The organism is Thermus thermophilus HB8 (assembly GCF_000091545.1).
In the GTDB taxonomy this organism is placed as follows: Bacteria; Deinococcota; Deinococci; order Deinococcales; family Thermaceae; genus Thermus; species Thermus thermophilus.
In genome coordinates, this window is sequence record NC_006461.1 from 1,643,270 (window position 1) to 1,668,024 (window position 24,755).

26 protein-coding genes and 1 pseudogene are annotated in these 24,755 nt (G+C 69.8%); 6 read left to right on the forward strand and 21 right to left on the reverse strand.

Going from position 1 to position 24,755, the window contains the following annotated elements:
• Nucleotides 1-135 precede the first annotated feature (135 nt).
• The 4 genes and pseudogenes from lysJ to TTH_RS11800 form a co-directional block, all read left to right on the forward strand.
• On the forward strand, nt 136-1,323 hold the full coding sequence (gene lysJ / locus TTH_RS08895; RefSeq protein ID WP_011228893.1) for a [LysW]-aminoadipate semialdehyde transaminase LysJ: 1,188 nt from the start codon (nt 136-138) through the stop codon (nt 1,321-1,323).
• 4 nt (nt 1,324-1,327) lie between these two features.
• Nucleotides 1,328-1,531: a type II toxin-antitoxin system HicB family antitoxin gene (locus TTH_RS08900; protein WP_008633533.1), complete on the forward strand. Its 204-nt coding sequence runs from the start codon at nt 1,328-1,330 to the stop codon at nt 1,529-1,531.
• A complete protein-coding gene (locus TTH_RS08905) occupies nt 1,528-2,820 on the forward strand; it encodes a [LysW]-lysine hydrolase (RefSeq protein WP_164926071.1) in 1,293 nt (430 codons plus the stop codon). The genes TTH_RS08900 and TTH_RS08905 overlap by 4 nt, the downstream gene beginning before the upstream one ends.
• 29 nt (nt 2,821-2,849) lie before the next feature.
• A pseudogene (locus TTH_RS11800) lies at nt 2,850-3,822 on the forward strand (GGDEF domain-containing protein); the annotation flags it as partial.
• A 45-nt stretch (nt 3,823-3,867) separates the two neighbouring features.
• On the opposite strand, the gene TTH_RS08915 reads toward TTH_RS11800, so the two are convergent.
• From TTH_RS08915 to TTH_RS08980, 13 genes are all read right to left on the reverse strand, one after another.
• The gene (locus TTH_RS08915) at nt 3,868-4,188 is read right to left on the reverse strand and encodes a DUF1641 domain-containing protein (RefSeq protein ID WP_231834461.1); all 321 of its coding nucleotides are present in this window, start codon (nt 4,186-4,188) and stop codon (nt 3,868-3,870) included.
• A 195-nt stretch (nt 4,189-4,383) separates the two neighbouring features.
• The gene (locus TTH_RS08925) at nt 4,384-5,382 is read right to left on the reverse strand and encodes a hypothetical protein (RefSeq protein ID WP_011228897.1); all 999 of its coding nucleotides are present in this window, start codon (nt 5,380-5,382) and stop codon (nt 4,384-4,386) included.
• Nucleotides 5,366-5,878, reverse strand: coding sequence for a c-type cytochrome (locus TTH_RS08930; protein ID WP_024119207.1), 513 nt, complete (start codon nt 5,876-5,878; stop codon nt 5,366-5,368). The genes TTH_RS08925 and TTH_RS08930 overlap by 17 nt, the downstream gene beginning before the upstream one ends.
• A complete protein-coding gene (locus TTH_RS08935) occupies nt 5,871-6,389 on the reverse strand; it encodes a DUF3341 domain-containing protein (protein WP_008633542.1) in 519 nt (172 codons plus the stop codon). Before TTH_RS08935 ends, TTH_RS08930 begins: the two co-directional genes overlap by 8 nt.
• A 9-nt stretch (nt 6,390-6,398) precedes the next feature.
• Nucleotides 6,399-7,745: an NrfD/PsrC family molybdoenzyme membrane anchor subunit gene (nrfD, locus tag TTH_RS08940; protein ID WP_011228899.1), complete on the reverse strand. Its 1,347-nt coding sequence runs from the start codon at nt 7,743-7,745 to the stop codon at nt 6,399-6,401.
• Nucleotides 7,738-10,368, reverse strand: coding sequence for a 4Fe-4S dicluster domain-containing protein (locus TTH_RS08945; RefSeq protein ID WP_011228900.1), 2,631 nt, complete (start codon nt 10,366-10,368; stop codon nt 7,738-7,740). Before TTH_RS08945 ends, nrfD begins: the two co-directional genes overlap by 8 nt.
• A 9-nt stretch (nt 10,369-10,377) precedes the next feature.
• Nucleotides 10,378-11,016, reverse strand: a complete 639-nt coding sequence (locus TTH_RS08950) for a cytochrome c3 family protein (RefSeq protein WP_011228901.1) — start codon at nt 11,014-11,016, stop codon at nt 10,378-10,380.
• A gap of 156 nt (nt 11,017-11,172) precedes the next feature.
• Nucleotides 11,173-12,582, reverse strand: coding sequence for a PEGA domain-containing protein (locus tag TTH_RS08955; protein ID WP_011228902.1), 1,410 nt, complete (start codon nt 12,580-12,582; stop codon nt 11,173-11,175).
• A gap of 68 nt (nt 12,583-12,650) precedes the next feature.
• Nucleotides 12,651-13,601, reverse strand: a complete 951-nt coding sequence (locus tag TTH_RS08960; RefSeq protein ID WP_011228903.1) for an acetyl-CoA carboxylase carboxyltransferase subunit alpha — start codon at nt 13,599-13,601, stop codon at nt 12,651-12,653.
• Nucleotides 13,585-14,442: an acetyl-CoA carboxylase, carboxyltransferase subunit beta gene (accD, locus tag TTH_RS08965; protein WP_011228904.1), complete on the reverse strand. Its 858-nt coding sequence runs from the start codon at nt 14,440-14,442 to the stop codon at nt 13,585-13,587. Before accD ends, TTH_RS08960 begins: the two co-directional genes overlap by 17 nt.
• Nucleotides 14,442-14,813, reverse strand: a complete 372-nt coding sequence (locus tag TTH_RS08970) for a bactofilin family protein (protein ID WP_011173792.1) — start codon at nt 14,811-14,813, stop codon at nt 14,442-14,444. The genes accD and TTH_RS08970 overlap by 1 nt, the downstream gene beginning before the upstream one ends.
• 1 nt (nt 14,814) lies before the next feature.
• Nucleotides 14,815-15,714, reverse strand: a complete 900-nt coding sequence (locus TTH_RS08975) for a M23 family metallopeptidase (protein ID WP_011228905.1) — start codon at nt 15,712-15,714, stop codon at nt 14,815-14,817.
• 128 nt (nt 15,715-15,842) lie between these two features.
• Nucleotides 15,843-17,114 (reverse strand): thymidine phosphorylase, encoded by a 1,272-nt coding sequence (locus tag TTH_RS08980; protein ID WP_011228906.1) that lies wholly within the window; start codon nt 17,112-17,114, stop codon nt 15,843-15,845.
• Between the two features lie 22 nt (nt 17,115-17,136).
• Between TTH_RS08980 and TTH_RS08985 the strand changes: the two genes are divergently transcribed.
• Nucleotides 17,137-17,655 (forward strand): Uma2 family endonuclease, encoded by a 519-nt coding sequence (locus tag TTH_RS08985; RefSeq protein WP_164926072.1) that lies wholly within the window; start codon nt 17,137-17,139, stop codon nt 17,653-17,655.
• Here TTH_RS08985 and fba read toward each other — a convergent pair.
• From fba to panC, 3 genes are all read right to left on the reverse strand, one after another.
• Nucleotides 17,652-18,569 (reverse strand): class II fructose-1,6-bisphosphate aldolase, encoded by a 918-nt coding sequence (fba, locus tag TTH_RS08990; protein ID WP_008633565.1) that lies wholly within the window; start codon nt 18,567-18,569, stop codon nt 17,652-17,654. The two genes, TTH_RS08985 and fba, sit on opposite strands and share 4 nt — an antisense overlap.
• A gap of 118 nt (nt 18,570-18,687) precedes the next feature.
• Nucleotides 18,688-19,794 carry a type IV pilus twitching motility protein PilT gene (locus TTH_RS08995; protein ID WP_011228908.1) on the reverse strand — a complete coding sequence of 369 codons (1,107 nt, stop codon included), beginning with the start codon at nt 19,792-19,794 and terminating at the stop codon, nt 18,688-18,690.
• Nucleotides 19,791-20,621, reverse strand: coding sequence for a pantoate--beta-alanine ligase (gene panC / locus TTH_RS09000; RefSeq protein WP_011173797.1), 831 nt, complete (start codon nt 20,619-20,621; stop codon nt 19,791-19,793). Before panC ends, TTH_RS08995 begins: the two co-directional genes overlap by 4 nt.
• 21 nt (nt 20,622-20,642) lie before the next feature.
• Between panC and TTH_RS09005 the strand changes: the two genes are divergently transcribed.
• On the forward strand, nt 20,643-20,921 hold the full coding sequence (locus TTH_RS09005) for a hypothetical protein (protein WP_008633571.1): 279 nt from the start codon (nt 20,643-20,645) through the stop codon (nt 20,919-20,921).
• Nucleotides 20,922-20,978: 57 nt separating this feature from the next.
• Here the strand turns inward: TTH_RS09005 and rsfS are convergent, their stop codons facing one another.
• Genes rsfS through obgE form a run of 5 tightly spaced genes read right to left on the reverse strand, consistent with a single transcriptional unit; the run spans nt 20,979 to nt 24,755 of the window.
• Nucleotides 20,979-21,320 carry a ribosome silencing factor gene (rsfS, locus tag TTH_RS09010; RefSeq protein ID WP_008633572.1) on the reverse strand — a complete coding sequence of 114 codons (342 nt, stop codon included), beginning with the start codon at nt 21,318-21,320 and terminating at the stop codon, nt 20,979-20,981.
• A gap of 6 nt (nt 21,321-21,326) precedes the next feature.
• Nucleotides 21,327-22,424 carry an LCP family protein gene (locus TTH_RS09015; protein WP_011228910.1) on the reverse strand — a complete coding sequence of 366 codons (1,098 nt, stop codon included), beginning with the start codon at nt 22,422-22,424 and terminating at the stop codon, nt 21,327-21,329.
• Nucleotides 22,424-22,969, reverse strand: a complete 546-nt coding sequence (gene yqeK / locus TTH_RS09020; protein ID WP_011173800.1) for a bis(5'-nucleosyl)-tetraphosphatase (symmetrical) YqeK — start codon at nt 22,967-22,969, stop codon at nt 22,424-22,426. The genes TTH_RS09015 and yqeK overlap by 1 nt, the downstream gene beginning before the upstream one ends.
• Nucleotides 22,944-23,504, reverse strand: a complete 561-nt coding sequence (gene nadD, locus TTH_RS09025) for a nicotinate-nucleotide adenylyltransferase (protein WP_011228912.1) — start codon at nt 23,502-23,504, stop codon at nt 22,944-22,946. Before nadD ends, yqeK begins: the two co-directional genes overlap by 26 nt.
• Complete coding sequence (obgE, locus tag TTH_RS09030; protein WP_011228913.1) at nt 23,505-24,755, reverse strand: GTPase ObgE; 1,251 nt, start codon at nt 24,753-24,755, stop codon at nt 23,505-23,507. It lies immediately after the preceding gene.

Consider the following 24,755-nt stretch of genomic DNA (forward strand, 5'->3'; position numbering starts at 1 on the left):
GGGCCGCGGTTGACACCCCACCCGCCCTCCCCCTAGGCTTAAGGGGAGATGCGCGCCCGGGGCAAAAGCTGAGCCCGCCTGGGAAGCCTGGCTTCCCGGGCGTCCCCGGGGGCTTTTCTTTATGGAGGTGCGGTCGTGGAAACGAGAACCCTGGAAGACTGGCGGGCCCTTTTGGAGGCGGAGAAGACCCTGGACAGCGGCGTCTACAACAAGCACGACCTCCTCATCGTCCGGGGCCAGGGCGCGAGGGTCTGGGACGCGGAAGGCAACGAGTACATTGACTGCGTGGGCGGGTACGGGGTGGCCAACCTGGGCCACGGCAACCCCGAGGTGGTGGAGGCGGTGAAGCGGCAGGCGGAGACCCTTATGGCCATGCCCCAGACCCTCCCCACCCCCATGCGGGGGGAGTTCTACCGCACCCTCACCGCCATCCTCCCCCCGGAGCTCAACCGGGTCTTCCCCGTGAACTCGGGCACCGAGGCCAACGAGGCCGCCCTAAAGTTCGCCCGGGCCCACACGGGCAGGAAGAAGTTCGTGGCCGCCATGCGGGGCTTCTCCGGGCGAACCATGGGAAGCCTCTCCGTCACCTGGGAGCCCAAGTACCGGGAGCCTTTCTTGCCCTTGGTGGAGCCCGTGGAGTTCATCCCCTACAACGACGTGGAGGCCCTCAAGCGGGCCGTGGACGAGGAGACGGCCGCGGTGATCCTGGAGCCCGTGCAAGGGGAGGGGGGCGTGCGCCCGGCGACCCCCGAGTTCCTAAGGGCCGCCCGGGAGATCACCCAGGAGAAGGGGGCCCTCCTCATCCTGGACGAGATCCAGACCGGAATGGGCCGCACGGGGAAGCGCTTCGCCTTTGAGCACTTCGGCATCGTCCCCGACATCCTCACCCTGGCCAAGGCCCTCGGGGGCGGGGTGCCCCTGGGGGCCGCGGTGATGCGGGAGGAGGTGGCGCGGAGCATGCCCAAGGGGGGGCACGGCACCACCTTCGGGGGGAATCCCCTGGCCATGGCCGCAGGGGTGGCGGCCATCCGCTACCTGGAGCGGACGCGGCTTTGGGAAAGGGCCGCGGAGCTTGGGCCCTGGTTCATGGAGAAGCTTAGGGCCATCCCCTCCCCCAAGATCCGGGAGGTGCGGGGCATGGGCCTCATGGTGGGCCTGGAGCTCAAGGAAAAGGCCGCCCCCTACATCGCCAGGCTGGAGAAGGAGCACCGCGTCCTCGCCCTCCAGGCTGGGCCCACGGTGATCCGCTTCCTGCCGCCTTTGGTCATTGAAAAGGAAGACCTGGAGCGGGTGGTGGAGGCGGTGCGGGCGGTGCTAGCATAGGGAGATGAGGCGGCGTTACCGCGTGGTGGTGGAGCGGGACGAGGAGGGCTACTTCGTGGCCCACGTGCCTGAGCTCCACGCCCACACCCAGGCCCAAAGCTTTGAGGAACTCCTCCGGCGCCTGCAGGAAGCCATCGCCGTATCCCTGGAAGAGGAGAGGGCGGAAGTCGTAGGCCTGGAGGGCGCGCTGGAAATTGAAGCGGCGTGAGCCCCCGCCTCATCCCCATCACCGGCCAGGAGCTCGTCCGCCTCCTGCAGGAGAAGGGGTTTCAGGTGGTGCGGGTCCGGGGAAGCCACGTGCGCCTTCGGCACCCCGACGGCCGGGTCACCACGGTGCCCGCGCACCCGGGGGAGACCCTAAGGCCGGGAACCCTCCTCGCCATTCTCAAGTGGGCTGGAGCAAGGAAACCTATGAGCAAAAGCGCCTTGGATCCCGTTGAGTTCCTCAAGGGGGCCCTGGAGATCCCCTCCCCTTCCGGAAAGGAGCGGGCGGTGGCCGAGTACCTGGCGGAGGGGATGCAAAAGCTGGGCCTCAAGGGCTTCGTGGACGAGGCGGACAACGCCCGGGGCCAGGTGGGGGAAGGGCCCGTCCAGGTGGTCCTCCTGGGGCACATTGACACCGTGCCCGGCCAGATCCCCGTGCGCCTGGAAGGGGGCAGGCTCTTCGGCCGGGGAGCGGTGGACGCCAAGGGGCCTTTCGTGGCCATGATCTTCGCCGCGGCGGGGCTTTCCGAGGAGGCCAGGAGGCGCCTCACCGTCCACCTGGTTGGGGCCACGGAGGAGGAGGCCCCAAGCTCCAAGGGAGCAAGGTTCGTGGCCCCCCGCCTCAAGCCCCACTACGCGGTGATCGGGGAGCCCTCGGGCTGGGAGGGGATCACCCTGGGGTACAAGGGGAGGCTTTTGGTGAAGGCCCGGCGGGAGAAGGACCACTTCCACTCGGCCCACCACGAGCCCAACGCCGCCGAGGAGCTCATCAGCTACTTCGTGGCCATCAAGGCCTGGGCCGAGGCCATGAACGTGGGCCAGCGTCCCTTTGACCAGGTGCAGTACACCCTCCGCGACTTCAGGGTCCACCCCGCGGAGCTCAGACAGGTGGCGGAGATGTTCTTTGACCTAAGGCTCCCTCCAAGGCTTCCCCCCGAGGAGGCCATCCGCCACCTCACGGCCTACGCCCCCCCCACGATTGAGCTGGAGTTCTTCGGCCGCGAGGTCCCCTACCAGGGGCCCAAGGACACCCCCCTCACCCGGGCCTTCCGCCAGGCCATCCGCAAGGCGGGGGGAAGGCCCGTCTTCAAGCTGAAGACGGGAACGAGCGACATGAACGTCCTGGCCCCCCACTGGCCGGTGCCCATGGTGGCCTACGGCCCCGGGGACTCCACCCTGGACCACACCCCCTACGAGCACGTGGAGGTGGCGGAGTTTCTCAAAGGGATTGAGGTGCTGAGGGGGGCCCTCGAGGCCCTGGCGCAAACGCACGCGGGGGAGAAGGAGGGGTAGGCTAAGCTAAACGCGTGGTCCTCCCCTGGCTGGCCCTGCCCCTCGGGGGGCTTTTCCTCCTGCCCGCGGTGTTGGCCAAGGACCCGGTGCCCTTCGCCCTGCGCCTCCTCGCCCTCTACGGGGGGCTTGCGGGGGCCTTGGGCCTCCTCTACGCCCTCCACCTGGAGTGGCGCCGCACCGAGGAACGGGGCCGCCGCTGGACCCGGTTCCTGGAGGCCCTGGCCCGGCTTTCCCCCCGGGTGACCCAGACCCTAAGCCCCGAGGGGGTTCTCCTCGGGGTCCTCGAGGCCGCCCAGGAGCTCCTCCCCCAGGCGGTGGGCCTGGAGCTCAGGGCCCGGGGGAGCCTGGTGGGGGAGCGCGCCCCCCACCTCCTTCCCGTCCCCCTGAACGGGGACGCCGCCTACCTCCACCTAAGGACCCCGCCGGAGGAGCCCGTTCCGCCGGGGTTTCTCGCCCTCCTGGGGGAACGCCTGCGCCAGGTCCTGAGGCAGGCGGAGTGGGGCGCCATGGCCTACACCGACCCCCTCACGGGGCTTTTCAACCGCCGGGGCCTCGAGGTGGAGCTTCCCAAGCTCCTCGCCCTCTCCCGGCGCTACCTGGCCCCGGTGAGCGTGGTCATGCTGGACATAGACCGCTTCAAGGCAGTGAACGACACCTACGGCCACCCCGTGGGGGACGAGGTGCTCAGGCGCCTGGGGCGGATCCTCAAGGAAAGCGTCCGCAAGGAGGACCTGGCGGTGCGCTACGGGGGCGAGGAGTTCCTCCTGGTGCTCTTCGGCGCCGAGAGGGAGGCGGCCAAGGAGGTGGTGGAGCGGATCCGCGAACGCTTCCGGAACGAACGGGTGGCCCCCATCCCCTACCCCCTCACCCTCTCCGCCGGGATCGCCGGGGGGGAGGTGCCGGAGGGGAGGGAGAGAGACCCTAGAAGAGTGGATCCTCAAGGCCGACTACGCCCTCCTCCGGGCCAAGGAGACGGGGCGGGACCGGGTGACCCTGGCCTGAGTACCCCGCTCTGGCTTTCGCCAGAGCGGGGGCCCCGAGGAAGGGCTACTTCTTGGGCATCATCTTGGCCATCATGGCCTCGAGGGTCTTCCGCTCCTCGTTCATGTGGCCGAAGGCCTTGCCCAAGGCCTTCAGGAAAAGGAAGAGCACCCCCAGGGCCTTCTGGACCTCGGGGTCGGAAAGCTGCTTGAAGAACCCGGCGAGGCCCACCCGGGGCGGGTCCTGCATCGCCTCCGGGGTGAAGGTCTCCGCGAGGCCCTTTTGCAGGGCCCCCGCCATCATGCCCACCGCGGCGGGTTCAATGCGGGAGAGGGGGTCCAAGACGTTCGCCCCGTGGGAGACGAGGCGGAGAAACTGGGGCTCCATGAGCATCCCGGTCCACCAGGGTGACCTCCACCTCCTTCCCCAGAAGCCGCTTCACCTTGTTGGCCGCCACCAGGCCGCCGGAGCCACCGCCCAAAACCAGAACCCTCGTCATCCTTCACCTCCCGGATACGCGTACCGCGTACCCCTACTTCCAGGGTGAACCCGGGAGGCTTGTGAGGGTAGGTGCAAATGCCCCTACCCCCGCAGGCGGGCGGCGAAGAGGAGGCCGAGGCCCAAAAGCCCCAAGGCCTCCCCCACCCCAAACCCCCGCCCCAGGGCGGGGAGGAGGTACCAGGCGAGGTGCACCAGGCGGAAGAAGGCCACCCAAAGGGCGGCGGGGAGGAGGTAGCGGGCCTCCCGCTTGGGCAGGTTGGTGAGGAGGTAGAGGAAGGGAAGGAAGAAGCCCCCCACCACCCAGAAGGCGGCCACCTCGTCCCAATAACCTTGCAAGCGCTTCAGGTAGAACTCCACCTCGTGGGGGAAGTCCGCCCCCCAGACGATGATGAGGGCGGTGGCCTCCAGGTAGATCCAGACGATGGAGAGGGCGAGGAGGAGGTTGGTGTGGTTCTGGGCCTGGCCGCGGAGGGCGGCCGTGCCCTGCCTCGCCGCGAGGGCCACGGCCACGGCGAGGGCCAGGATGGCGGCGGAGAGGAGGACGATGCCCCCGTAGGAGGCGGAGTAGAAGTGGGCCTCGAGGCTCTTGAAGAGGTCAAAGGAGAGGAAGGTGCCCGCCACGAAGACCAAGGGCAGCCCCCAGGCCCCCACCTCCGCCCGGTACTCCCCGGGGCGGAGCCGGGAGAGGACGAAGGCGAAGAGGGCGAAAGAGAGGGCGTAGCGGAGGAACAGGAAAGGCGCGTTCAGGTAGGGGGCCCGGTGGAGCAAGACGGGGTCCAGGCTGGCCTCGGGCCTCGCCCAGGGGAAAAGCTCCGGGAGGAAAAGGAAGAAGGGGAGGCCCAGAAGCCCCATCAGGGGAAGGAGGCGGGCCAGGGGATAGAGGTAGGGCTCCAAAGGCAGGCCCCAGTGGCTCCTCAAGGCGTTGTGCAGGAGGAGGACGAGGAGGGCCCCCAAGGAGAGGAGGAGGAAGAAGGCGAAGGGGAAGTAGGCGGCGGGCGCGCCGAAGAGGAAGGCCGAGGCGTAGAGCAAAAGCCCCAGCACCCCCGGGGCCAGGCGGCTTGCCTCAATGGACCTCTGCATGCACCACCTCCTCAGGGCAGGCCTCCGAGAGGAGGCACCGCTTGATGTAGTGGGCGATGAGCCAGCGCTCCCGCTCGGGGATCCGGCTCTTATAAGGAAGCATGCGGCCAAAGCCGTTGGTGGCGGCGAAGTAGAAGTAGCCCTCGGGCTGGTCCCGCACGGCGGGGTCGTGGTAGGAGCGGGGCTTGGGCACGCCCAAGGGGATGGCCCTCCCGTCCCCTTCCCCCCTCACCCCGTGGCAGATGGCGCAGAAGCTCTGGTAGAGCGCCTTTCCCCGGAGGAGGTCCGCCTCGGTGAAGGCGTAGGGGTTTTCCGCAAAGCCCCCCTCGGGCTTGAGCCCAAGCCGCACCGCCTGGTCCAGGTTCTCCCCCAGGGCGACCCGGTCCTCGGGGAAGGCGAGGGGGAGGGGGCTTTCCCGGAAGGCCTTGACCTTGGGCTGGTCCCACATCCAGCCGCACCCGGAAAGGAGAAGGGCGAGCAAGAGAAGGCTACGCACGCCGCACCTCCTCCACCTCCGCCCCTAAGGCCCGGAGGAGGTCCCGGGTGGCCTCCGGGTCAAACCGGGGATCGGTGGCGTAGACGAAGAGGGCGGGCCGGTCCACGAGGGCCTCCCGGTAGCGGGGGGCGAGGACGGCGGGGTGGGCGGCCAGGGGGAGGCCGTTCAGGTAGAGGAGGTAGAGGAAGATCCCCACGGTGATGGTGAGGATGGTGATCTCAAAGGTGACGGGGATGAAGGCGGGCCAGCCCAAAAGGGGCTTCCCCCCGGCGTTGTGGGGGTAGTCCAGGGTGGTGTAGACCTGGAGGAAGAGGCCGAGGCCCGCCCCCAAGACCCCCAGGAAGAAGGCCATCCAGGGGATGCGCTCGTCGTGGCCGTACACCGCCTCGAGGCCCTCCAACGGGGTCGGGGTGATGGCCTCCAGGTGGCGGTACCCCGCCTTCTTGAGGGCCTTTAAGGCCTCAAGAAGCTTCTCCTGCGCGTCAAAGTAGGCCATGTACCCGTACAGCATGGCGCCTCCCTAGTGCTTCCTAAGCTTGTGGTAGAGGTGCAGCATCTCCGCCACGGCGATGGGGGGGAAGAGGCGGATGAGGACCGCAAGGCCGAAGAGGAAGAAGCCCAGGGTGCCCAGGAAGAGGGTCCAGTCCACCCAGGTGGGGGAGTAGAGGTGGAAGTTTCCGGGGAGGAAGTCGTGGGAGAGGCTGATGACCACGATGACGAAGCGCTCCAGCCACATGCCCACGTTGGCCAAAATGGAGAAGACGAAAAGCCAGGCCACGTTCCTGCGGAACCTGGGGAACCAGAGGGTCTGGAGGAGGACCACGTTGATGAGCATCATGGCCCAGTAGTAGGGGGCGTAGGGCCCGGTCATGCGCCAAAGCTGCTGGGCCCACTCGGCGGGCTCCGCCGAGTACCAGGCGATGAAGATCTCCAAGAGGTAGGTGTAGGCCACCCCGAGGCCGCTGGCCAGGGTCACCTTGCCCATCCAGTCCAGGTGGCGCTCGGTGATGACCCCCTCGAGGCGGTACCACCTCCTCAAGGGGATGAGGAGGGTAAGGGCCATGGCGAAGCCGGAGTAGATGGCCCCGGCGGCGAAGAAGGGCGGGAAGAGGGTGAGGTGCCAGCCCGGCACCACCCCGTAGGCGAAGTCCATGCTCACCACGGAGTGGACGGAGATGACCACGGGGGTGGCGAGGCCCGCCAAGAGGACGTAGGCCGCCCGGTAGCGCCGCCAGTGGAGGGCGCTCCCCGTCCAGCCTAAGGAAAGCCACCCGTAAAGCTTCTTCCGCCAGCCCTGGCTCCTCTCCCGAAGAAGGGCGAGGTCGGGGATGAGGCCCAGGTAGAGGAAGAGGGTGGAGATGGTGAGGTAGGTGAAGATGGCCAGGACGTCCCAGGAGAGGGGGCTTTTGTACTGGGGCCAGAGGGCCATGTGGGTGGGGTAGGGCAGGATCCAGTAGAAGTTCTGCGGCCGCCCCATGTGGATCAGGGGGTAGGTGGCGGCGCAGAGGACGGCGAAGAGGGTCATGGCCTCGGTGATCCGGTTTAAGGAGTCCCGCCAGTTCTGGCGCATGAGGACGAGGATGGCGCTGATCAGGGTCCCGGCGTGGCCGATGCCGATCCACCAGACGAAGTGGACGATGTCAAACCCCCAGACGACGGGCTGGTTGATCCCCCAGGTGCCGAGGCCCTTGGTGAAGGTGACGAAGATGGCGTAGAGCCAGGCCAGAGTCAGGACGAAGCCCACCGCCGCCACCACCTTCCAGGGCCTGGGCGGGGGCTTCTCCACGGGCTCCAAGAGCTTCTCCACCAGGGACCTTTCCGTCCACTCCCCCTGGATGAGGTCGTGGTCCGGGTGCCGTTCAGGCATGGCCTCCCTCCTTCCTAAGCCTGGGGTTGGGGTTCTTCAGGTGGGCGAGGTAGGTGGTCCGGGGCCAGGTGTTCACCTCCTCCAAGAGGACGTAGTGGCGGCCCTCCTCCCGGTGGGCGTGGATGGGGTCCTCGGGGTCCAGGAGGTCCCCGAAGTGGATGGCCCGCCCGGGGCAGACCTCCTGGCAGGCGGTGACCACCTCCCCGGTGCGGATCCTCCGCCCCTCCCTCGCGGCCTCCGCCCGGGCGAGCTCTATGCGCTGGACGCAGTAGGTGCACTTCTCCATGACGCCCCGGCTTCTCACCGTCACCTCGGGGTTCATGAGGAGGGCAAGGGGGCTTTCCTTGGCCCGCCTCGGGTCCCCTTGGCCTATGAAGGCCTCGGCGTAGGGGAAGAAGTTGAAGCGCCGGGCCTTGTAGGGGCAGTTGGCGGAGCAGTACTTCGTGCCCACGCAGCGGTTGTAGACCATGAGGTTGAGCCCCTCGGGGGAGTGCTCCGTGGCGGCCACGGGGCAGACCGCCTCGCAGGGGGCCTTCTCGCAGTGCTGGCACATCACGGGCTGGTGGAAGACGCCCTCCTCGGCGAAGTAGCGGTCCAGGCGGATCCAGTGCATCTCCCGGCCCTTCCCTACCTCCTCCTTCCCCACCACGGGGATGTTGTTCTCCACCTGGCAGGCGAGGACGCAAAGCCCGCACCCCACGCAGCGGGCGAGGTCCACGGTCATGGCCCAGGCGTGCTCCCCCTGGGGCCAGGGGGGGTAGAAGGAGACGCGCTTCTCCTCCTTGGGCTGGGCCTTGCGCGCCTCCTCCTCGGTGAGGACCTTCACCGCCTCCACCTCGCCCAAGTAACCGTGGTACTGGGTGGAGACGAGAGGGTAGTCGCGGCCCGTGGGCAGGACCTCCGCGGGGAAGACCGTCCCTTCGGGGTGGAAGAAGTGGGAGAGGGGGGCCACAAGGCTTCCCTCGGGGAGGAGGGGGAGGGGCCAGAGGGGGAGGAGGGCCTCCCTTCCGGAAGCCCGCACCCGAAGGAGGGGCCTTCTGGGGTCGGCGCGCCGCTCCCGGGCGCGGATCCCCTCAAGAAGCCCCCAGGCCTCCGCCTCCCTCTCCCCGGCGAGGAGGGCCCCGTCCCAGACCAAGAGGGAGAGGGGCCGGGGAAGCTCTTGGAGGTAGGGGTTTTCCCGGTAGCGGCCGTCAAAAAGGCGCGCGTCCGGGCGGAGGGTGAGCTCCAGGGGGGCCTCCCGCCGCAAGGGGGAAAGGCGGCCCTCCAGGCCGGGGAGGGGCTCCAGGGCCAAAGGCTTTGCCTCCTCCAGGGGCCGGCCCTCGGCCAGAGCCCGCCTCTCCTCGTCGGTGAGGCCGGGAAGCCCCTCCCCCAAAAGCCCCGCCAGCACCTCCTCCAGGCTTTTCCCGCCGTAGAGGGGCTTGAGGAGGGCTTGGGCGGGCCAGAGGCGGCCCCAGGCGTCCCGGGCGGGGCTTGCCGCCTCCAGGGGGTGGGCCAAGGGGAGGCTATGGGGCGCCTCCTTCGGGTAGAGGGAGAGGACCGCGGCGAAGGCCTTGCCCTCTAGGCCCGGCAGGGGGCCTTCCGCCGCCCAGACGAGGCGGGAAGCCGCTTCCGCCTCGAGGAAGGCCCGGGGGGTGGCGGGCTCGGCCTCCAGCGGCGGCACGTAGGCCACGGGGGCCTTAAGCCTCGCGTTCACCGCCATGGCCAGGGCCTGGGCGGCGGGGGTGAGGTGGACCCCGGGGAGGAGGAGCCCTCCCCGCTCAAGGTCCTCCACCAGGGCGGGGAGGAAGCCCCCGTAGTCCGAGGCGGGGCTTCCCGGGAGGACCCCGAGGGCCTTCGCCAGGTCCAGGAGGAAGGCCTCGAGGGCGCTGGGCTTCAGGGCCAGGCGGTGGTCGGCCATGGCGCCAAGCAGCCCCGCCCCGCTCTCCACGGCGTAGATGCGGTTCATGGGGGGAAGGCGCCTCTGGCTTAGGGCGGCCCACCAGCCGTAGCCCGCCGGGTGCTCGTGGAGGTCCACGTCCAGGAGGAGCACGGTCTCGGCCTTCTCAGGGCTGTAGACGGGCCAGGCCCTCTGCCCGAAGGCGAGTTCCGCCCCCCGGTAGACGTTCTCCAGGCTCCAGGCCTCAAACCGGGCCACCCGGAGGTTGGGGTAGCGGGCCTGGGCCCTCTGGAGGAGGGCCTCGAGCCTAGGCGAGGTGGTGCGGGGGAGGACGAAAAGGGTCTCGCCTTGCGCCAAAGCCTCCCGCCAGGCGGCGTAAAACCCCTCCCAGTCCGGGGCTTTGCCCCTGCGGGCCGGGTCGTAGAGGCTGTAAAGCCCCGCAAGGGGGTAGGGCCCCATGGCCTCCCCTTGGGGGACGAGGAAGAGGGGCCTTCCCTGGTAGGTGCGCACCCGCACGGGCTCGGCGAAGCCCGCGTGGGGCAGGGCGGTGAAGAACTCCCTCCGCCCGCCCTCCACCACCCCCTCGGGCTGGCGCACGTAGGGCACCCCCTTGCGCCGCACCACCGGGGTGCAGGCCGCCAAGGAGACAAGGCCCAGGGCCAGAAACCCCCTCCGGGTCACGGGACCGAAGGGAAACTCCTCCCGGAAAAGCCCTCGCTCCAACGCCTCCTGGGGTCCTCTGCGCATACCTCCTCCCTAGCGGTGGCAGATGTTGCAGCTCGTGAGCTCCTCGGGGGGCCGGACGTGGTAGAGCTTGAGGAGCTCCCGTCCCAACTCGGGGTCCGGAACGTAGGCCATGTTGAAGACCTGCTCCCGGGGCCTCAGGCGCGGTGCGGGGTTCCGGTGGCAGTCCAGGCAGAACTTCATGGTGAAGGCCTTGGGCTGGTAGACCACGGGCATCTGGTCCACCCGGCCGTGGCACTCGGCGCACCCCACCCCCTTGGCCACGTGAGGGGCGTGGTGGAAGTAGACGAAGTCGGGGAGGTTGACCACCCGGTTCCAGCGGAGGGGCTCCCCTTTCTCCCAGCTCTCCCGCACGAGGGCCAGGTTGGGGCTATCCGGCTTCACGTAGAGGTGGCAGGTCATGCAGGTCTCCGTGGGGGGAAGCCCGGCGTAGGGGGCGTACTCCACGGCGGAATGACAGTAGCGGCAGGAAAGGCCGAGACCCCCGGCGTGGAAGGCGTGGCTGAAGGGGACGGGCTGGGGCACGGGCCGCCCCTCCCGCTGCTCCAAAGCCCCCACCGCCACCCCGGAGAAGACCAGGACCAAGGCGAGGAAGACCCCCAACACCGACCCCCAGAAGAGGGTCTTGAGCCAACGGTTTCTCCGTCTCATAGGCCACCCCGGCAAAGAGGTCCACCAGATACCCGCTCCTAGGGCTTGCTCAGGGGTACACTACACCAGGGGCCTCGGGACATTTGTCCCTATACGAAAAGGCCGCCCGGGAAGACCCGAAAGCGGCCTCTTCGCCTTCGCTTTCTGGGGAACGCCTCAGCGCCCCAGGGGCACCATCTGGAAGCGGAGGACCCGGTCCCCGCTCACCTGGAGCGTCTGGACCAGGGTGCGGTAGCCCGGGGCCACCAGGGTGAGCTCGTGCTCGCCGAAGGGGACCTCGAGGCGGAGGTAGCCCTCCCGGGTGCGGCCCACCTCCTCCCCGTCCAGGAAGACCCGGGCCTCCACGTTGACGTAGACCTCGAGGGTGGCCCTAAGGGGGACGAGCTCCACGGAAAGCCTCAGGGTCTCCTCGGGGCGGACCTCCACCCGGGCACGGTACTCCGCGTACCCCGGGGCCAGGAGCCGCACCTCGTGGAGGCCCGCCTCCAAAGAGAGGCTCAAGGGCGCCCGCCCCACCAGGCGGCCGTCCACGTAGACCTCCGCCCCCTCGGGCCGGGCCTCGAGGACCAGGGTCCCCTCCCGGAGCAGGGGGACGAGGCGGGCGAAGACCTGGGCGCGCTCCCCTTCCCGGACCCGGACCTCCACCCGGTAGGGGGCGTACCCGGGAAGCCTAAGCTCCACCTGGTACCGCCCCTCGGGGAGGCGGAGGGCGAGGGGGGTCCTCCCCCGGAGCGCCCCGTCCACGTAGACCTCCGCGCCCTGAGGGCTGGAGGAGACGGACAAGACCCCCTCCTTCTTGGGCTCGGGGACGAGCCGGGCGAAGACCCGGACCCGCTCCCCGGGACGGGCGTTCACCGTGGCTCGGTAGGGCGCGTACCCGGGAAGCCTGAGCTCCACCTCGTGCCGCCCGGGGCGCACGGCGAGGCTCAAGGGGGTCCTGCCCTCCCGCCCGCCGTCCACGTAGACCTCGGCCCCCCGGGGGCTGGAGTCCACCTCGAGGGTGGCCTCCGCGGGCGGCGGGGCCTCCCCCCGCCCCACGTAGTAGCGGGCCACGTCCGTCACCCAGTCCTTGGCGGGAACCGGCTTGATGACGATGGAGAGGGCGCGGGCCAAGCCCTCCCAGCCCTGGACCCGCACCTCGCCCCGCTCCACGTCCAGGATCTCCGCCACGGAGAGGGGGCGGCGGCTCGCCACCGCCAGGATCCTGTCCTCCCCCTCGGGGCCGGTGATGGTGTAGCGGTAGCGGGCCCCCTCCGGGGGAAAACGCCGGGTCTCCCCCGCCCGGAGGAAGTTGTCCCTCTCGTAGGGGTTGGGCAGGATGGGGTCAATGCGGCCGTCGGCGTTGATGTTGAAGAGGTAGACGTAGGCGTCCTGGTTGACGCGCACGTAGATGTAAATGGACTCGCCGATCCGGTAGACGGCGTTCCCCCGCTTGGCCGGATCCTTGTCCACCCAGACCTGGACCTCGAGGTCCGTGGGCACCGGGTTGACGATGATCCCCTGGGGGTTGATCTCCTGGGCCAACGCGGCCCCAAGCCCCAAGACCGCCAGCAACAGCTTCCGCATAGGCCTCACCTCCACCCCCAGGGTACGCCTTCCGTGTGAAAACCCTGAGGGACCTGGCCCAACGTCCCTTAAGGCTCGGCGAAGGCGCCCAGGGAGCGGAAGCGGCGGTAGCGGTCCTCGTAGAGGGCCTCCGGGGAGAGGCCCTTGAGCTCCTCCAGGGCCTTTAGGAGGGCCTCCTTGATGTTCCGGATGGCCCGGTCGGGGTCCTTATGGGCCCCGCCCTCGGGTTCGGGGACGATGGCGTCCACCACCTTGAGCTGGAGGAGGTCCTTCGCCGTGAGCTTCAAGGCCTCGGCGGCCTTGGGGGCCTCCTTGGCGTCCCGCCAGAGGATGGCGGCGCAGGACTCCGGGCTGATCACGGAGTACCAGGCGTTCTCCAGGATGAGGACCCGGTTGGCCACGGCGATGGCCAAGGCCCCCCCGCTTCCCCCCTCCCCCAGGATCACCGTCACGGCGGGGACCCGGAGGCGGCTCATCCGCTGAATGCTCTGGGCGATGACCCAGGCCTGGCCCCGCTCTTCGGCGGAGACCCCGGGGTAGGCCCCGGGGGTGTCCACGAAGGTGAGAAAGGGGTAGCCGAAACGGTCCGCCAGGTCCATGAGGCGCATGGCCTTGCGGTACCCCTCGGGGTGGGGCATGCCGAAGTTGCGCTGGAGGTTCTCCTTGGTGTCCCGGCCCTTCTGGTGCCCCACCACCACCACCTTCTCCCCCTCCAGGTAGGCGAGCCCCCCCACGATGGCGGGGTCGTCGGCGAAGGCCCGGTCCCCGTGGAGCTCTATGAAGTCCTGGAAGGCCTTCTCCAGGACGTCCAGGGTGGTGGGCCTCCCGGAGGCCCGGGCCAGCTGGACCCGCTGCCAGGGGGTGAGGTTCTCGTAGGTCTCCTTCCTGAGCCGGGCCAGGCGCTCCTCCAGGAGGCGGATCTCGGCCTCCAGGTCCACCCCCGTGGCCTTGGCCGTCTCCTTGAGCTCGGCGATGCGCCGTTCCAGCTCCAGAATGGGCTTTTCAAACTCCAGGGGCATAGGCTACTCCCGGGTGCAGGTGGCGGAGGACCCGCACGAGCTCCTCCTTCAGGCGGCGCCGGTCCGTGACCCGGTCCACCATGCCGTGCTTCAGAAGGAACTCGGAGCGCTGGAAGCCCTCGGGAAGCTCCTGGCGGATGGTCTGGCGGATGACCCGGGGCCCGGCGAAGCCGATCAGGGCCCCGGGCTCGGCGAAGATCACGTCGGCTAAGGCGGCGAAGCTCGCCGTCACCCCTCCCGTGGTGGGGTCGGTGAGGACGGAGACGTAGGGGAGGCGCCGGGCCCAGACCCGGTCCAGGCTCATCACCGTCTTGGCCATCTGCATCAGGGAGAGGGCGGCCTCCTGCATCCTCGCCCCCCCCGAGGCGGCCACGATGACGAGGGCCCTCCCCTCCTCCGCCGCCCTCTCCGCCCCGCGGGCGATCTCCTCCCCCACCACGCTCCCCATGGAGCCCCCGGCGAAGGCGTAGTCCATGACGAGGAGGACCGCGGGCACCCCCCCGATCTGGCAGGTGCCCCCCAGGATGGCGTCGGGCCTACCCGTCTCCGCCTGGTAGGCCTTGAGGCGCTCCACGTAGGGCTTGGTGTCCACGAAGCCCAAGGGGTCCAAGGGCCTAAGCCTCGTGATCTCCTGGAAGGTTCCCGGGTCGGCCAGCATGGCCACCCGCTCCCGGGCGGGGAGGCGGTGGTGGTGGCCGCACTTGGGGCAGACGTGGAGGTTTTCCTGGAACTCTTTCTTGTAAATCTGGGCCCCGCAGGCCTCGCACTTGGTCCAAAGCTCGGGGACGTCCCGGTTGCCCCCGCTCGGGCGCTTTCTGCGGAAGAGCCTTTCCAGGGCCATCAGGCCTCCTTGGGGGCCTCGAGGGCCTTGTGCTCCCCGGCCACGCTCTGGCCCACGAAGACCGCCCCCGCCTCCACCTCGAGGGCCTGGGCCTTGAGCTGGCCGGTGAAGCGGGCCGTCTTGGAGAGAACCACCTTCTCGGCGGTGAGCTCCGCCTTGACCTCGCCGTGGATGAGGACGGACCTGGCCTCCACCCGCTCCCCTTCCACCCGGCCCGTGGGGCCGACCTCCAGCTCCCCCTCCACCAGGACGGAGCCCCGCACCAGGCCGTCAATGCGCACCTGGCCCTTGGCCCTCATGTCGCCCAGGACCTCGGTGTCGGGGCCGAGGTAGGTGAGGGTGCGCTCCTTTCTTCCCAGCATCCGCCCCATTCTACCGGGTGTACCAGGTGGGGTCCAGGTAGGCCCTGGGGTCCACCGGCGTCCCGTAGCGGTAGACGCCGTAGTGGAGGTGGGGCCCTGTGGACCGGCCCGTGGAGCCCACGTAGCCCAGAAGCCCGCCCCGGGCCACCCGCTGGCCCGGGCGGACGGCCAGGCGGGAGAGGTGGCCGTAGAGGGTCCGGTAGCCCCGGGCGTGGTCCACCACCACGGCGAGGCCGTAGACCCCCATCCACCCCGCCTGGACCACCACCCCGCTCCCCGTGGCGTAGACGGGGGCCCCGTAGGGGGCGGAAAAGTCCAGGCCGTCGTGGAACTCCACGCCGGGGCCGAAGGGGTTTTTGCGGCGGCCGAAGTAGGAGGTGACCTCCCCGTGCCCCCGGAGGGGAAGGCCGGCGGGGAGGCTTTGCTCCACCTCCAGGGTCCGCTCCAGGGCGGGGGTGAGCTCGGCGAGCTGGTTCTTCAGGTCCAAAACCTCCACCCGCACCGCCCTCCACCCCTCCATGGCCCCGCCCCCTTGCCCGCCCTCCTGGTAGCGGACGGGAAGGGCGTTCACGGGGGAAAGCCCGGCGCGGCGGCGAAGCTCGTTGATGGCCTCCTTGAGGGCCTCAAGCTCCTTCTTGGTGCGCTCCGCCTCCTGGGAGAGGGCCCCGTTTTTGGCCTTCTCCGCCTCCAGGGCCAGGGAAAGCCGCCTCGCCTCTTGGGAGAGGGCGTGGAGCCTGGCCTCGAGGGCCCGCACCTCCCGGGCCCGGTGCCAGAGGTAGAGGTTCACCCCCGTCCAGAGGGCGAGGAAGGCCAGGAAGAGGCCCACGGCCCAGCCGGGAAAGGTGAGGGCCCGGCTCCCCCCACCGCTTCGGGCGAGGAGGAGGGTGTACCGGACAGGCCGCCTTTTCATCCCCGGAAGTATACCACCCCCCGGGGGCCCAAGCGCCCGCGCCCGGGGTCGGCGCGGGGCGGCCCCGGTCTGGGCCCGGGGACCCGCTTTCTGGGTTCACCCCCTGGTTGCGCCACCGGGTGGGGTACCTAGATGGCCTCCAGGACCAAGGGGGCGGGGTGCGCCTCCTCCCCTAGGGCGTAGGCCTCGCGCAGGTGCCCAAGGGCCTCCTCCAGGCCCCGCCTCCGGTGGTAGACCAAGGCCAAGGCCTCCCCCCGCTCCACCCGGTCCCCGGGCTTCTTGAGCAGGTAGACCCCCACCCCGTGGTCAATGGGCTCCCCCTTCCGCTTCCGCCCCCCGCCCAGGGCGAGGACGGCGAGGCCCACCTTGTAGGCGTCCACCTCCCGCACCACGCCCTCCCGCTCGGCACGGAGGGGGTGCTCCTCGGCGAGGGGCAAAAGGGAGAAGTCCTCCACCGCCCGGGGGTCCCCCCCCTGGGCCTCGAGGAAGGCCCGGAACTTCTCCAAGGCCGCCCCGCCCTCCAGGGCCTTCCGGGCGAGGGCGGGGTCCAGCCCCTCAAGCCTTAAGGCCTCCTCCGCCAGGGCCAGGGCCACCTCCAGAAGGTCCCCGGGGCCCTCCCCTTTGAGGGCCTCTATGGCCTCCCGCACCTCTATGGCGTTCCCCACCGCCCGCCCCAGGGGGGCCTCCATGGAGGTGAGGAGGGCCCTCACCCGCCTTCCCGCCCCCTGGCCGATGGCCACCATGGTCTTGGCCAAAAGCCGGGCCTCCTCCAGGGTCTTCATGAAGGCCCCCCGGCCCACCTTCACGTCCAAGACAATGCTCCGCGCCCCGGCGGCGAGCTTCTTGCTCATGATGGAGCTCGCGATCAAGGGCACGCTCTCCACCGTGGCGGTCACGTCGCGGAGGGCGTAGAGCTTCCCGTCCAGGGGGGCGAGGTCCGGGCTTTGGGCGGCGATGACGAGGCCCACCCTCCGCGCCCTCTCCAAAAACTCCGCCTCCGTCATCTCCCCTCGCCAGCCCGGCACCGACTCCAGCTTGTCTATGGTTCCCCCGGTGTGGGCCAGGCCCCGGCCCGACATCTTGGCGAAGGTGCACCCGCTTGCGGCGAGGATCGGCCCCACCACCAGGCTCACCTTGTCCCCCACGCCCCCCGAGGAGTGCTTGTCCACGGGGTGGGGAAGGCCGGAAAGGTCCAGAACCTTCCCCGAGCGGGCCATGGTCTCGGTGAGCCAGAGGGTCTCCTCGGGGTCCAGCCCCCGCAGAAAGGCCGCCATGAGCCAGGCGGAAACCTGGTAGTCCGGAACCTCGTCCCGCAGGTAGCCGAGGAGGAAGGCCTCGAGGTCCTCCCGGCGGTGCTTTTTCCCTTCCCGCTTCTCCCGGATGAAGGCCACGGGGTTCATGGGCCCATGCTACGCTAAGGCCATGGCCACCCGGTACCGGTTCGGGCTGGAGGAGTACGAAAGGCTCTTCCGGGGGATACGGGACGTGGAGCTTTTGGCAGGGGAGGTCTACCGGATGAGCCCCATCGGTCCCAAGCACGCCTGGAGCGTGGCCCGGCTTAACCGCCTCTTCACGGAAGCCCTGGGGGATCGGGCCGTGGTCTGGCCGCAAAACCCCATCCGCATCCCCCCCCACTCCGAACCCCAGCCCGACCTGGCCCTTCTCCGGCCCAAAAGCTATGGGGAGGGGCTTCCCACCCCCGAGGACGTGCTCCTCCTGGTGGAGGTGGCCGAAACGAGCCTGGAGCACGACCAGGGTCTTAAGCTTTCCCTTTACGCCCAGGCGGGCATCCCCGAGGTGTGGGTCCTGGACCTCAAGGAAAACCGCCTCCACGTCTACCGCACCCCCAAGGCCGGGGTGTACACGGAGCACCGCATTCTCCTCCCCGGGGAGGAGGCGGAGCCTTTGGCCTTTCCCGGGGTGCGGATCCCGTGGAGCTAAGCCCGCCCCACGGAGCCGAAAAGCTCCATGCGGCTTTTCACCACCTCCTTCACCGCCTCCCGGGCGGGGCCCAGGTACTTCCTGGGGTCAAACTCCTTGGGGTTTTTCCCCAGGGTCTCCCGGACAAGAGCGGTGAAGGCGAGGCGCAGGTCGGTGTCGGTGTTGATCTTGGCGATGCCCAAGGAGATGGCCTTCTTGATGTCCTCGGGGTGGATGCCCGAGGCCTCCCCGATCTCGCCCCCTGCGGCCCGGAAGCGCTCCACGAGCTCTTGGGGCACGGCGCTCGCCCCGTGGAGGACGAGGGGGGCAGGGACGAGCTCGGCGATGCGGGCGAGCCGGGGGTGGTCAATGAAGGGCCTCCCCTTCCCCTTGTAGGCCCCGTGGCTCGTGCCGATGGCCACCGCCAAGTAGTCGGCCCCCGTGCGCTCCATGAAGATCCGGGCCTCCTCGGGGTTGGTGAGGAGGGCGTCCTTCTCGTCCACGGCCACGTGCTCCTCAATCCCCGCAAGCCGCCCGAGCTCCGCCTCCACCGTGACCCCCACGGCGTGGGCCGCCTCCACCACCCGCTTGGTCTCCCGGACGTTCGTCTCAAAGTCCTCGTGGGACTTGTCAATCATGACGCTGGTGAAGCCCTCCCTGAGGGCCTTGAGGACGCTCTCGTAGCTGGAGCCGTGGTCCAGGTGCACGGCCACGGGCACCCGGGCCTCCTGGGCCAGGGCCACCACCATGCGGGTGAGGGCCCGGCCCCCGTACTTCATCGCCCCCTCGGAGAGGGCGAGGATCACGGGGCTTTTCATTTCCTCGGCGGCCTCGAGGATGGCCTGGGTGAACTCCATGTTGTTGGTGTTGAAGGCCCCGACCCCGTAGCCTTCCGCCCGCGCCTTGCGCAAGATCTCTAGACCCGTTACCAGCATAAACGCCTCCCGCCCGATTATACCCCCTCTGGAAGCGTGGAACGGCCCCACCCCCTGGGGGCCCGGAAAAGGGTTCCCACGGGGCTTCTTCGGGGCCAGGCGGGCGAGGGAAAGGGCGTCAGTAGGTCTGCCCCGTGGCCTTGGTGAGGAGGAGCCGGAACTCGTGGGGGCTGGTGGCGGCGGAGAGGGCGTCCTCCAGGGAGATGAGCCCCTCGGTGTAGAGCTCCACCAGGTGCTGGTCAAAGGTGCGCATCCCGTAGAGGGACCCCTCCATCATGGCCTCCTTGATCTGGGGCATCTTCTCCTCGTCCTTGAGAAGCTCCCGCACGTAGGGGGTAGCGATGAGGATCTCCAGGGCGAGGACCCGGCCCTGGCCGTCGGCCTTGGGGAGGAGGCGCTGGGAGAGGATGCCGAGGAGGGACTCGGCGAGGAGGACGCGCACCTGTCGGTGCTCGTGCAGGGGAAAGAAGTCAATGATCCGGTTGATGGTCCGCCAGGCGTCCAGGGTGTGGAGGGTGGAGAGGACCAGGTGGCCCGTCTGCGCCGCCATGAGGGCGGCCTCCACCGTCTCCCGGTCCCGCATCTCCCCCACCATGATCACGTCGGGGTCCTGGCGGAGGGCGTACTTGAGGCCGGTGTAGAAGCTGTCCGTGTCCAGCCCCACCTCCCGCTGGACCACGAGGCTCTTCTTGTGCTTGTGCAGGAACTCAATGGGGTCCTCAATGGTGATGATGTTCTTGGCGTAGTGAAGGTTGATGTGGTCAATGAGGGCCGCCAGGGTGGTGCTCTTGCCGCTCCCCGTGGGCCCCGTGACCAGGATGAGGCCCCGCTCCTTGGCGGCGAGGCTTTCCATCACCTCCCGGGGGAGGCCCAGGGCCTCAAAGCTCGGGATCACCTCGGAGACCACCCGCATCACCAGGCCGAAGCTCCCCCGTTGCCTCAGGAGGTTGCAGCGGAAGCGGGCCACCCCGGGGATGGTGTAGGCGAAGTCCATCTCCTTGCGGTACTCCAGCTCCTCCAGCTGTTCCGGGGTGAGGAGGGCCCGGGCGATGGCCTCCACCTCCTTGGGGGTCAGGGGGCGGTTGCCGAAGGGGCGGAGCTTGCCGTCTATCCGGACGGTGGGCGGGGCCCCGGCCTGCAGGTGGATGTCCGAGGCCCGGGCCTGGACCATGGCCTTCAGCATCTCCACGAGGCTCTGCTTGCCCTGGCCTTGGGCCTCGCTCATGGGTAGACCTCCAGGTTGTCTATAAGCCGCGCCTCGGGGAACCTCCCGGCCACGATCCCCCTGGCCCCCGCGACCCAGTCGGAGAGGGGCAGGAGGGTCTCGGGGTGGACGATGGCGAGGTAGTCCTTGCGGAACTCGGGCACCGCCCGCAAAGCCTCCTCTCCCGCCCGGAGCGCCTCGGCCACGCTTCCCCCCTGCCCCGCCACCTCCCGCATGGCCAGGAGGGCCCGGTAGAGCACGGGGGCCTTCTTGCGGGTCTCGGGGGAGAGGTAGACGTTGCGGCTGGAAAGGGCGAGGCCGTCCTCCTCCCGCACCGTGGGCACCCCCACCACCTCCACGGGGAAGCCCAGGTCCCGGACCATCCGCCGCACCACGAGGAGCTGCTGGTAGTCCTTCTCCCCGAAGTAGGCCCTCTGGGGCTGGACCAAAAGGAAAAGCCGCGCCACCACCGTGGCCACCCCCTGGAAGTGGCCGGGGCGCACCGCCCCCTCCCAAAGGGCGGTGAGGGGACCCTCCACCTGGACCCGGGTGGCGAAGCCCTCGGGGTACATCTCCTCCACGCCGGGGGCGAAGAGGAGGTCCACCCCCGCCTCCTGCAAAAGGGCCCGGTCCCGCTCCAGGTCCCGGGGGTAGCGGTGGTAGTCCTCCCCGGGGCCGAACTGGAGGGGGTTGACGAAGACGGAGACCACCACGAAGGGGTTCTCCCGCCGGGCCCGTTCCACCAGGGCGAGGTGCCCCCGGTGGAGGTAGCCCATGGTGGGGACGAAGCCCACGCCCTCCCGGGGCAGGGCCGCCCGCAGCTCGGCCACGGTGCTCACGGTTCTCACGGTCCCCAGTATACTTTCCCCGTGGGCAAGAAGAAGCGGCAGGAGAAGCTAAAGAAGAAGGCCCTGAAGGAGTGGGAGGCCCGCAGGCCCAAGACCTTCCGGCAGTTCCTCCCCTACCTTCCCGGGATCTTCCTCCGGACCACCCTGGTCATGACGGCGGCCGTGACGGTGATCGTGGTCCTCGGGGCCCTGGGCCTCCCTTGGGCCGCCCACTTCTGGTTCCAGTTCGCCGTCTACCTGGCCTTCTACCTGGTCTTCCAGCGGTTCATCATGGGGCCTTTGGCCCCGCCCAAGGTCTGACCCTACCCCCACGCGGGCTTGCGCCCGCGTGGGGCGGTTCCCAGGGGGCCGGGGCACTTAAAGCCGCTCGGCGTCGGCCCAGAAGCCCTCGAGGTCGTAGTACTCCCGGGCCTCGGGGGTCATGAGGTGGACCACCACCTCCCCGTAGTCCAGGACCACCCAACGGGGGCTCTGGCCCGCGGTGGGCCGGGGGCGGAGGTCCTCCTCCTCCAGCTTTTCCAGGAGGTGCCGCTCCAGGGCCTGCAAGTGGGGGGTGCTGGTGGCGCTGGCGACCACGAAGTAGTCCAGGGTCTCCGAGACCCGGCGCAGGTCCAGGGCCACCACGTTTTCCGCCTTCTTTTCCGCGAGGAGCTCCTTGATCCGCTCGATCAGCGCTACCGCCTCCTTGGCCTTGACCATCTGCCCTTAGTGTAGCAGGTCCGGCCCGAGCTCCACCACCACCTCGGCCAAGGGCCGGTGGGGGGCGATGACGGGAAGGTGGAACAGGCCCGCGTAGTAGCGGCCCACCGCCGGGTCGCTGGCGTAAACGGCGCTCCGGGCCACCTCGGCCTCCTCCGTCCGCACCTCCACCCCCTCCCGCTCCAGGAAGGCCCGGCCCCAGGCGATGAGCCCGGCGTCCCCCCGCAGGCGCACCGGGAGGCCGGGGGGCGGGGCGAGGGGCGGCCCCCCGAAAAGGGCGGCAAGAAGCTCCCCCCTGCGCGCCTCGTCCACGTAGAGGTAGGTGCCCGCCCCCTCCCGCGTGGGCAGGGTGGCCAGGGCCACCTGGAAATCCCGGGCGTAGGGGAGGTAGTCCAGAACCTCCTCCAGGCTGAGGTCGGTGTCCAGCTCGCGCCACACCTCCCGCAGGGCGGCCGCCAGGGCGGGCCAGACCCGGGGGTCCTGGGCCTTTCGGGCCACCTGGATGGCCACGGCCTTGATCCGGTCCAGGCGGGCGTAGTCCCCCAGGGCGTCGTGGCGGAAGCGCATGTACTTCACCGCCTCTTCCCCGGAGAGGTGGAGCCTGCCGGCGGGGAAGTCAATGTAGAGGTTCGCCGCCCGGTCCACGTAGCGCATGGGGCGGTCCAGGTACACCTCCACCCCCCCCACGGCGTCCACCACGCGGGCCACCCCCTCCAGGGTGAAGATGAGGTGCCGCTCCGCCACGAGGCCCGTGGCCTCCTCCACCGCCCGCTTCAAGAGCTCAGGGCCTCCCCGGCCGTAGGCGGCGTTGATCCTCCCGCCCACAAGGGGGCTGTAGAGGTCCCGGGGGATGGCCACGCCCACGGCCTCCCCCCCGCGGACGCGGACGTAGAAGATGGTGTCCGTCCGGCTTCCCGGGCCGCAAGGGGTGCGGGGGGCGCAGTAGTCAATGTCCCGGGCGGCCACCACCACCCCCATCTCCGGCACCGGGCCCGTCCGCTTGGGGGCGGAGGTGGGAAGGGCGGCGGGCCTCGGCCAGGAGAGGACCCCCCCAAGGGCGAAAAGGGCCAAGGCGAGGAGGAGGAAGGAGAGGCGGGGACGCATCAGAGGCTGTGGTAGACCTCCAGGGTCCTGGGGTGGATGGGGATCTTCTTGGCCTTGAGGTAGTGGACCTTGTTCCGCACCGCCAGGCGGTACGCCTCCTTAAGCCGGCCCGCCAGGGCGAGCTCCCGGATCTCCTCGTTCACCCCCCGGCCCGGCTCGGAGACGTCCGCCACATAGAGGGCCATGCCGATCCCGTTTTCGGGGTCCACGCCGTAGACGTGGCCCTCGATGGCCTCGAGGACCTCCTCGTCCCGCACCCCCCAGGAGGCGGCCAAGGCCCGGGCCGCCCGCCCGTGGAGGGCGAGGGGGTGGGCCTCCTCCACCTCGTTCTCCGGGGGGGCAAGGCGCCTCAGCTCCTCCTCCGGGAGGTCGCGGGCGGCGTCGTGGAGCAGGCCCGCCAGGTAAGCCCGTTCGGGGTCCAGCCCGTTGTTGCGGGCGATCTCCCGGGCGAGCTCCGCCACCCGGCGGATGTGCTCCATGCGCTCGGGACGGACGAGGCTTTGGACCTTGGCCTCCAGATCAGCGATAGAGACCGTGCTTTTCAATGTACACCTCCACCGCGCGCGGAACCCAGTAGCGCACGCTCCTTCCCTCCTTTAGCCGGCGGCGGATCTCGGTGCTGGAGATGCCCACCTCGGGCACGAAGAGGGGCACCACCGGGAGGGGCGCCTCCTCCAAAGGGTAGCCGGGCCGAGCCACGGCCACCAGGGTGGCGTACTCGGGAAGCCGCTCCCCTTCCTTCCAGGTGAGGACGTCCCGGTAGGCGTCGGCCCCGGTGATGAAGAAGAGCTCGTCCTGGGGGAAAAGGCGCCGCGCCTCGCGCAGGGTGTCCACCGTGTAGCTCGGGCCCGGGCGGTCCAGTTCCAGCCGGGAGACCGTAAACCGCGGGTCCTCCGCCACGGCCAGGAGGGTCATCTCGTAGCGGGCCTCGGCGGGGGCCACGGGGACCTTGTGGGGCGGGCGGGCCGCCACCACGAAGAGCACCCGGTCCAGGCACAAAACCTCCTGGGCCTGGCTCGCCGCCAGGAGGTGGCCCAGGTGGATGGGGTCAAAACTCCCCCCGAAAAGCCCGATCCGCACTCAGACCTCCGGGATATACTCAAACTCCAGCCCCCCGATGCGCACCAGGTCCCCCGCCCGCACGCCCTTGGCCCGGAGGGCGGCCTCCACCCCCTGGCGCCGGAAGACCTCCTGCAGGTATCCGGCCGCCTCCATCAAATCCCCCTTGATCCGGGCGAGGTACCGCTCCACCTCGGGGGCCCGGACCTCGTAGACGCCCTCGGCCACGGGCACCACCTCCACCCCGGCCTGGACCTCCTTCCGGGGCACGGGCTTGGGCATCTCCGGCGGAGGGGTGGAACGGACCAGGGCGTGGAGCGCCTCTTTAAGGGCAGGAAGCCCCGCTCCCGTGAGGGCGCTCACGGGAAGCACGGCGAGCCCCTCCCGGGCCAGGGCGTCCGCCAGGGCCTTCACCGCCTCTTCCTCGAGGAGGTCCACCTTGTTGAGGGCCACGAGGCTCGGCCGGCGCAGGAGGGCGGGGTCGTAGGCCCCAACCTCCTTCCTGAGGGTCTCCAGGGTCTTAAGGGGTTCGTCTGCGGCGTCCAGCACGTAGAGCAGGACCCGGGTGCGGGCGATGTGGCGCAGGAACTCGAGGCCCAAACCCTTCCCCTCGCTCGCCCCCTCAATGATCCCGGGAATGTCCGCCAGGGTGAAGCGCTCCTCCTCGGAAACCTCCACCACCCCCAGGTTGGGGCTCAGGGTGGTGAAAGGGTAGGGGGCGATCTTCGGGTGGGCCCGCGTCATGGCGGCGAGGAGGCTGGACTTCCCCGCATTGGGGTAGCCCACGAGGCCCACGTCGGCGATGAGCATGAGCTCCAGCCGGAGCCTGCGCTTCTCCCCCTCCTCCCCCGCCTCGGCGAAGCGGGGGGCCTGGCGGGTAGGGCTGACGAAGTGCATGTTGCCCCGGCCGCCCGCGCCGCCCCGGGCCACCAGGACCGTCTGCCCTTCCTCGGTGAGGTCGGCGAGGAGCTCTCCGGTGTCGGCGTCAAAGACCCGGGTCCCCCGGGGAACCTCGATGACGAGGTCCTCCCCCCCGCGGCCGTGCTGCTGGCTTCCCCGGCCGTGCTCCCCGTCCTCCGCCTTGTAGGTGCGTTTGGAGAGGCGGGAAAGGGAGTCCACGCTCCCCCGGGCCCGGAGGTAGACGGACCCTCCCCGGCCCCCGTCCCCCCCGTCGGGCCCCCCTTTGGGAACGAACTTCTCCCGGCGGAAGGAAACGGCGCCGTCGCCACCCCTACCGGCGGCGACGGTGATCACCAGGACGTCTTGGAACAT

Excerpts from the sequence above, each read along its gene's own strand:
- TTH_RS08900 (WP_008633533.1), top strand. The coding sequence starts at position 1,328 with ATGAGGCGGCGTTACCGCGTGGTGGTGGAGCGGGACGAGGAGGGCTAC.
- TTH_RS08915 (WP_231834461.1), bottom strand. The coding sequence starts at position 4,188 with ATGGAGCCCCAGTTTCTCCGCCTCGTCTCCCACGGGGCGAACGTCTTG.
- TTH_RS08925 (WP_011228897.1), bottom strand. The coding sequence starts at position 5,382 with ATGCAGAGGTCCATTGAGGCAAGCCGCCTGGCCCCGGGGGTGCTGGGG.
- TTH_RS08935 (WP_008633542.1), bottom strand. The coding sequence starts at position 6,389 with ATGCTGTACGGGTACATGGCCTACTTTGACGCGCAGGAGAAGCTTCTT.
- nrfD (WP_011228899.1), bottom strand. The coding sequence starts at position 7,745 with ATGCCTGAACGGCACCCGGACCACGACCTCATCCAGGGGGAGTGGACG.
- TTH_RS08945 (WP_011228900.1), bottom strand. The coding sequence starts at position 10,368 with ATGCGCAGAGGACCCCAGGAGGCGTTGGAGCGAGGGCTTTTCCGGGAG.
- TTH_RS08950 (WP_011228901.1), bottom strand. The coding sequence starts at position 11,016 with ATGAGACGGAGAAACCGTTGGCTCAAGACCCTCTTCTGGGGGTCGGTG.
- TTH_RS08955 (WP_011228902.1), bottom strand. The coding sequence starts at position 12,582 with ATGCGGAAGCTGTTGCTGGCGGTCTTGGGGCTTGGGGCCGCGTTGGCC.
- TTH_RS08960 (WP_011228903.1), bottom strand. The coding sequence starts at position 13,601 with ATGCCCCTGGAGTTTGAAAAGCCCATTCTGGAGCTGGAACGGCGCATC.
- accD (WP_011228904.1), bottom strand. The coding sequence starts at position 14,442 with ATGGCCCTGGAAAGGCTCTTCCGCAGAAAGCGCCCGAGCGGGGGCAAC.
- TTH_RS08970 (WP_011173792.1), bottom strand. The coding sequence starts at position 14,813 with ATGGGGCGGATGCTGGGAAGAAAGGAGCGCACCCTCACCTACCTCGGC.
- TTH_RS08975 (WP_011228905.1), bottom strand. The coding sequence starts at position 15,714 with ATGAAAAGGCGGCCTGTCCGGTACACCCTCCTCCTCGCCCGAAGCGGT.
- TTH_RS08980 (WP_011228906.1), bottom strand. The coding sequence starts at position 17,114 with ATGAACCCCGTGGCCTTCATCCGGGAGAAGCGGGAAGGGAAAAAGCAC.
- TTH_RS08985 (WP_164926072.1), top strand. The coding sequence starts at position 17,137 with ATGGCCACCCGGTACCGGTTCGGGCTGGAGGAGTACGAAAGGCTCTTC.
- fba (WP_008633565.1), bottom strand. The coding sequence starts at position 18,569 with ATGCTGGTAACGGGTCTAGAGATCTTGCGCAAGGCGCGGGCGGAAGGC.
- TTH_RS08995 (WP_011228908.1), bottom strand. The coding sequence starts at position 19,794 with ATGAGCGAGGCCCAAGGCCAGGGCAAGCAGAGCCTCGTGGAGATGCTG.
- rsfS (WP_008633572.1), bottom strand. The coding sequence starts at position 21,320 with ATGGTCAAGGCCAAGGAGGCGGTAGCGCTGATCGAGCGGATCAAGGAG.
- TTH_RS09015 (WP_011228910.1), bottom strand. The coding sequence starts at position 22,424 with ATGCGTCCCCGCCTCTCCTTCCTCCTCCTCGCCTTGGCCCTTTTCGCC.
- obgE (WP_011228913.1), bottom strand. The coding sequence starts at position 24,755 with ATGTTCCAAGACGTCCTGGTGATCACCGTCGCCGCCGGTAGGGGTGGC.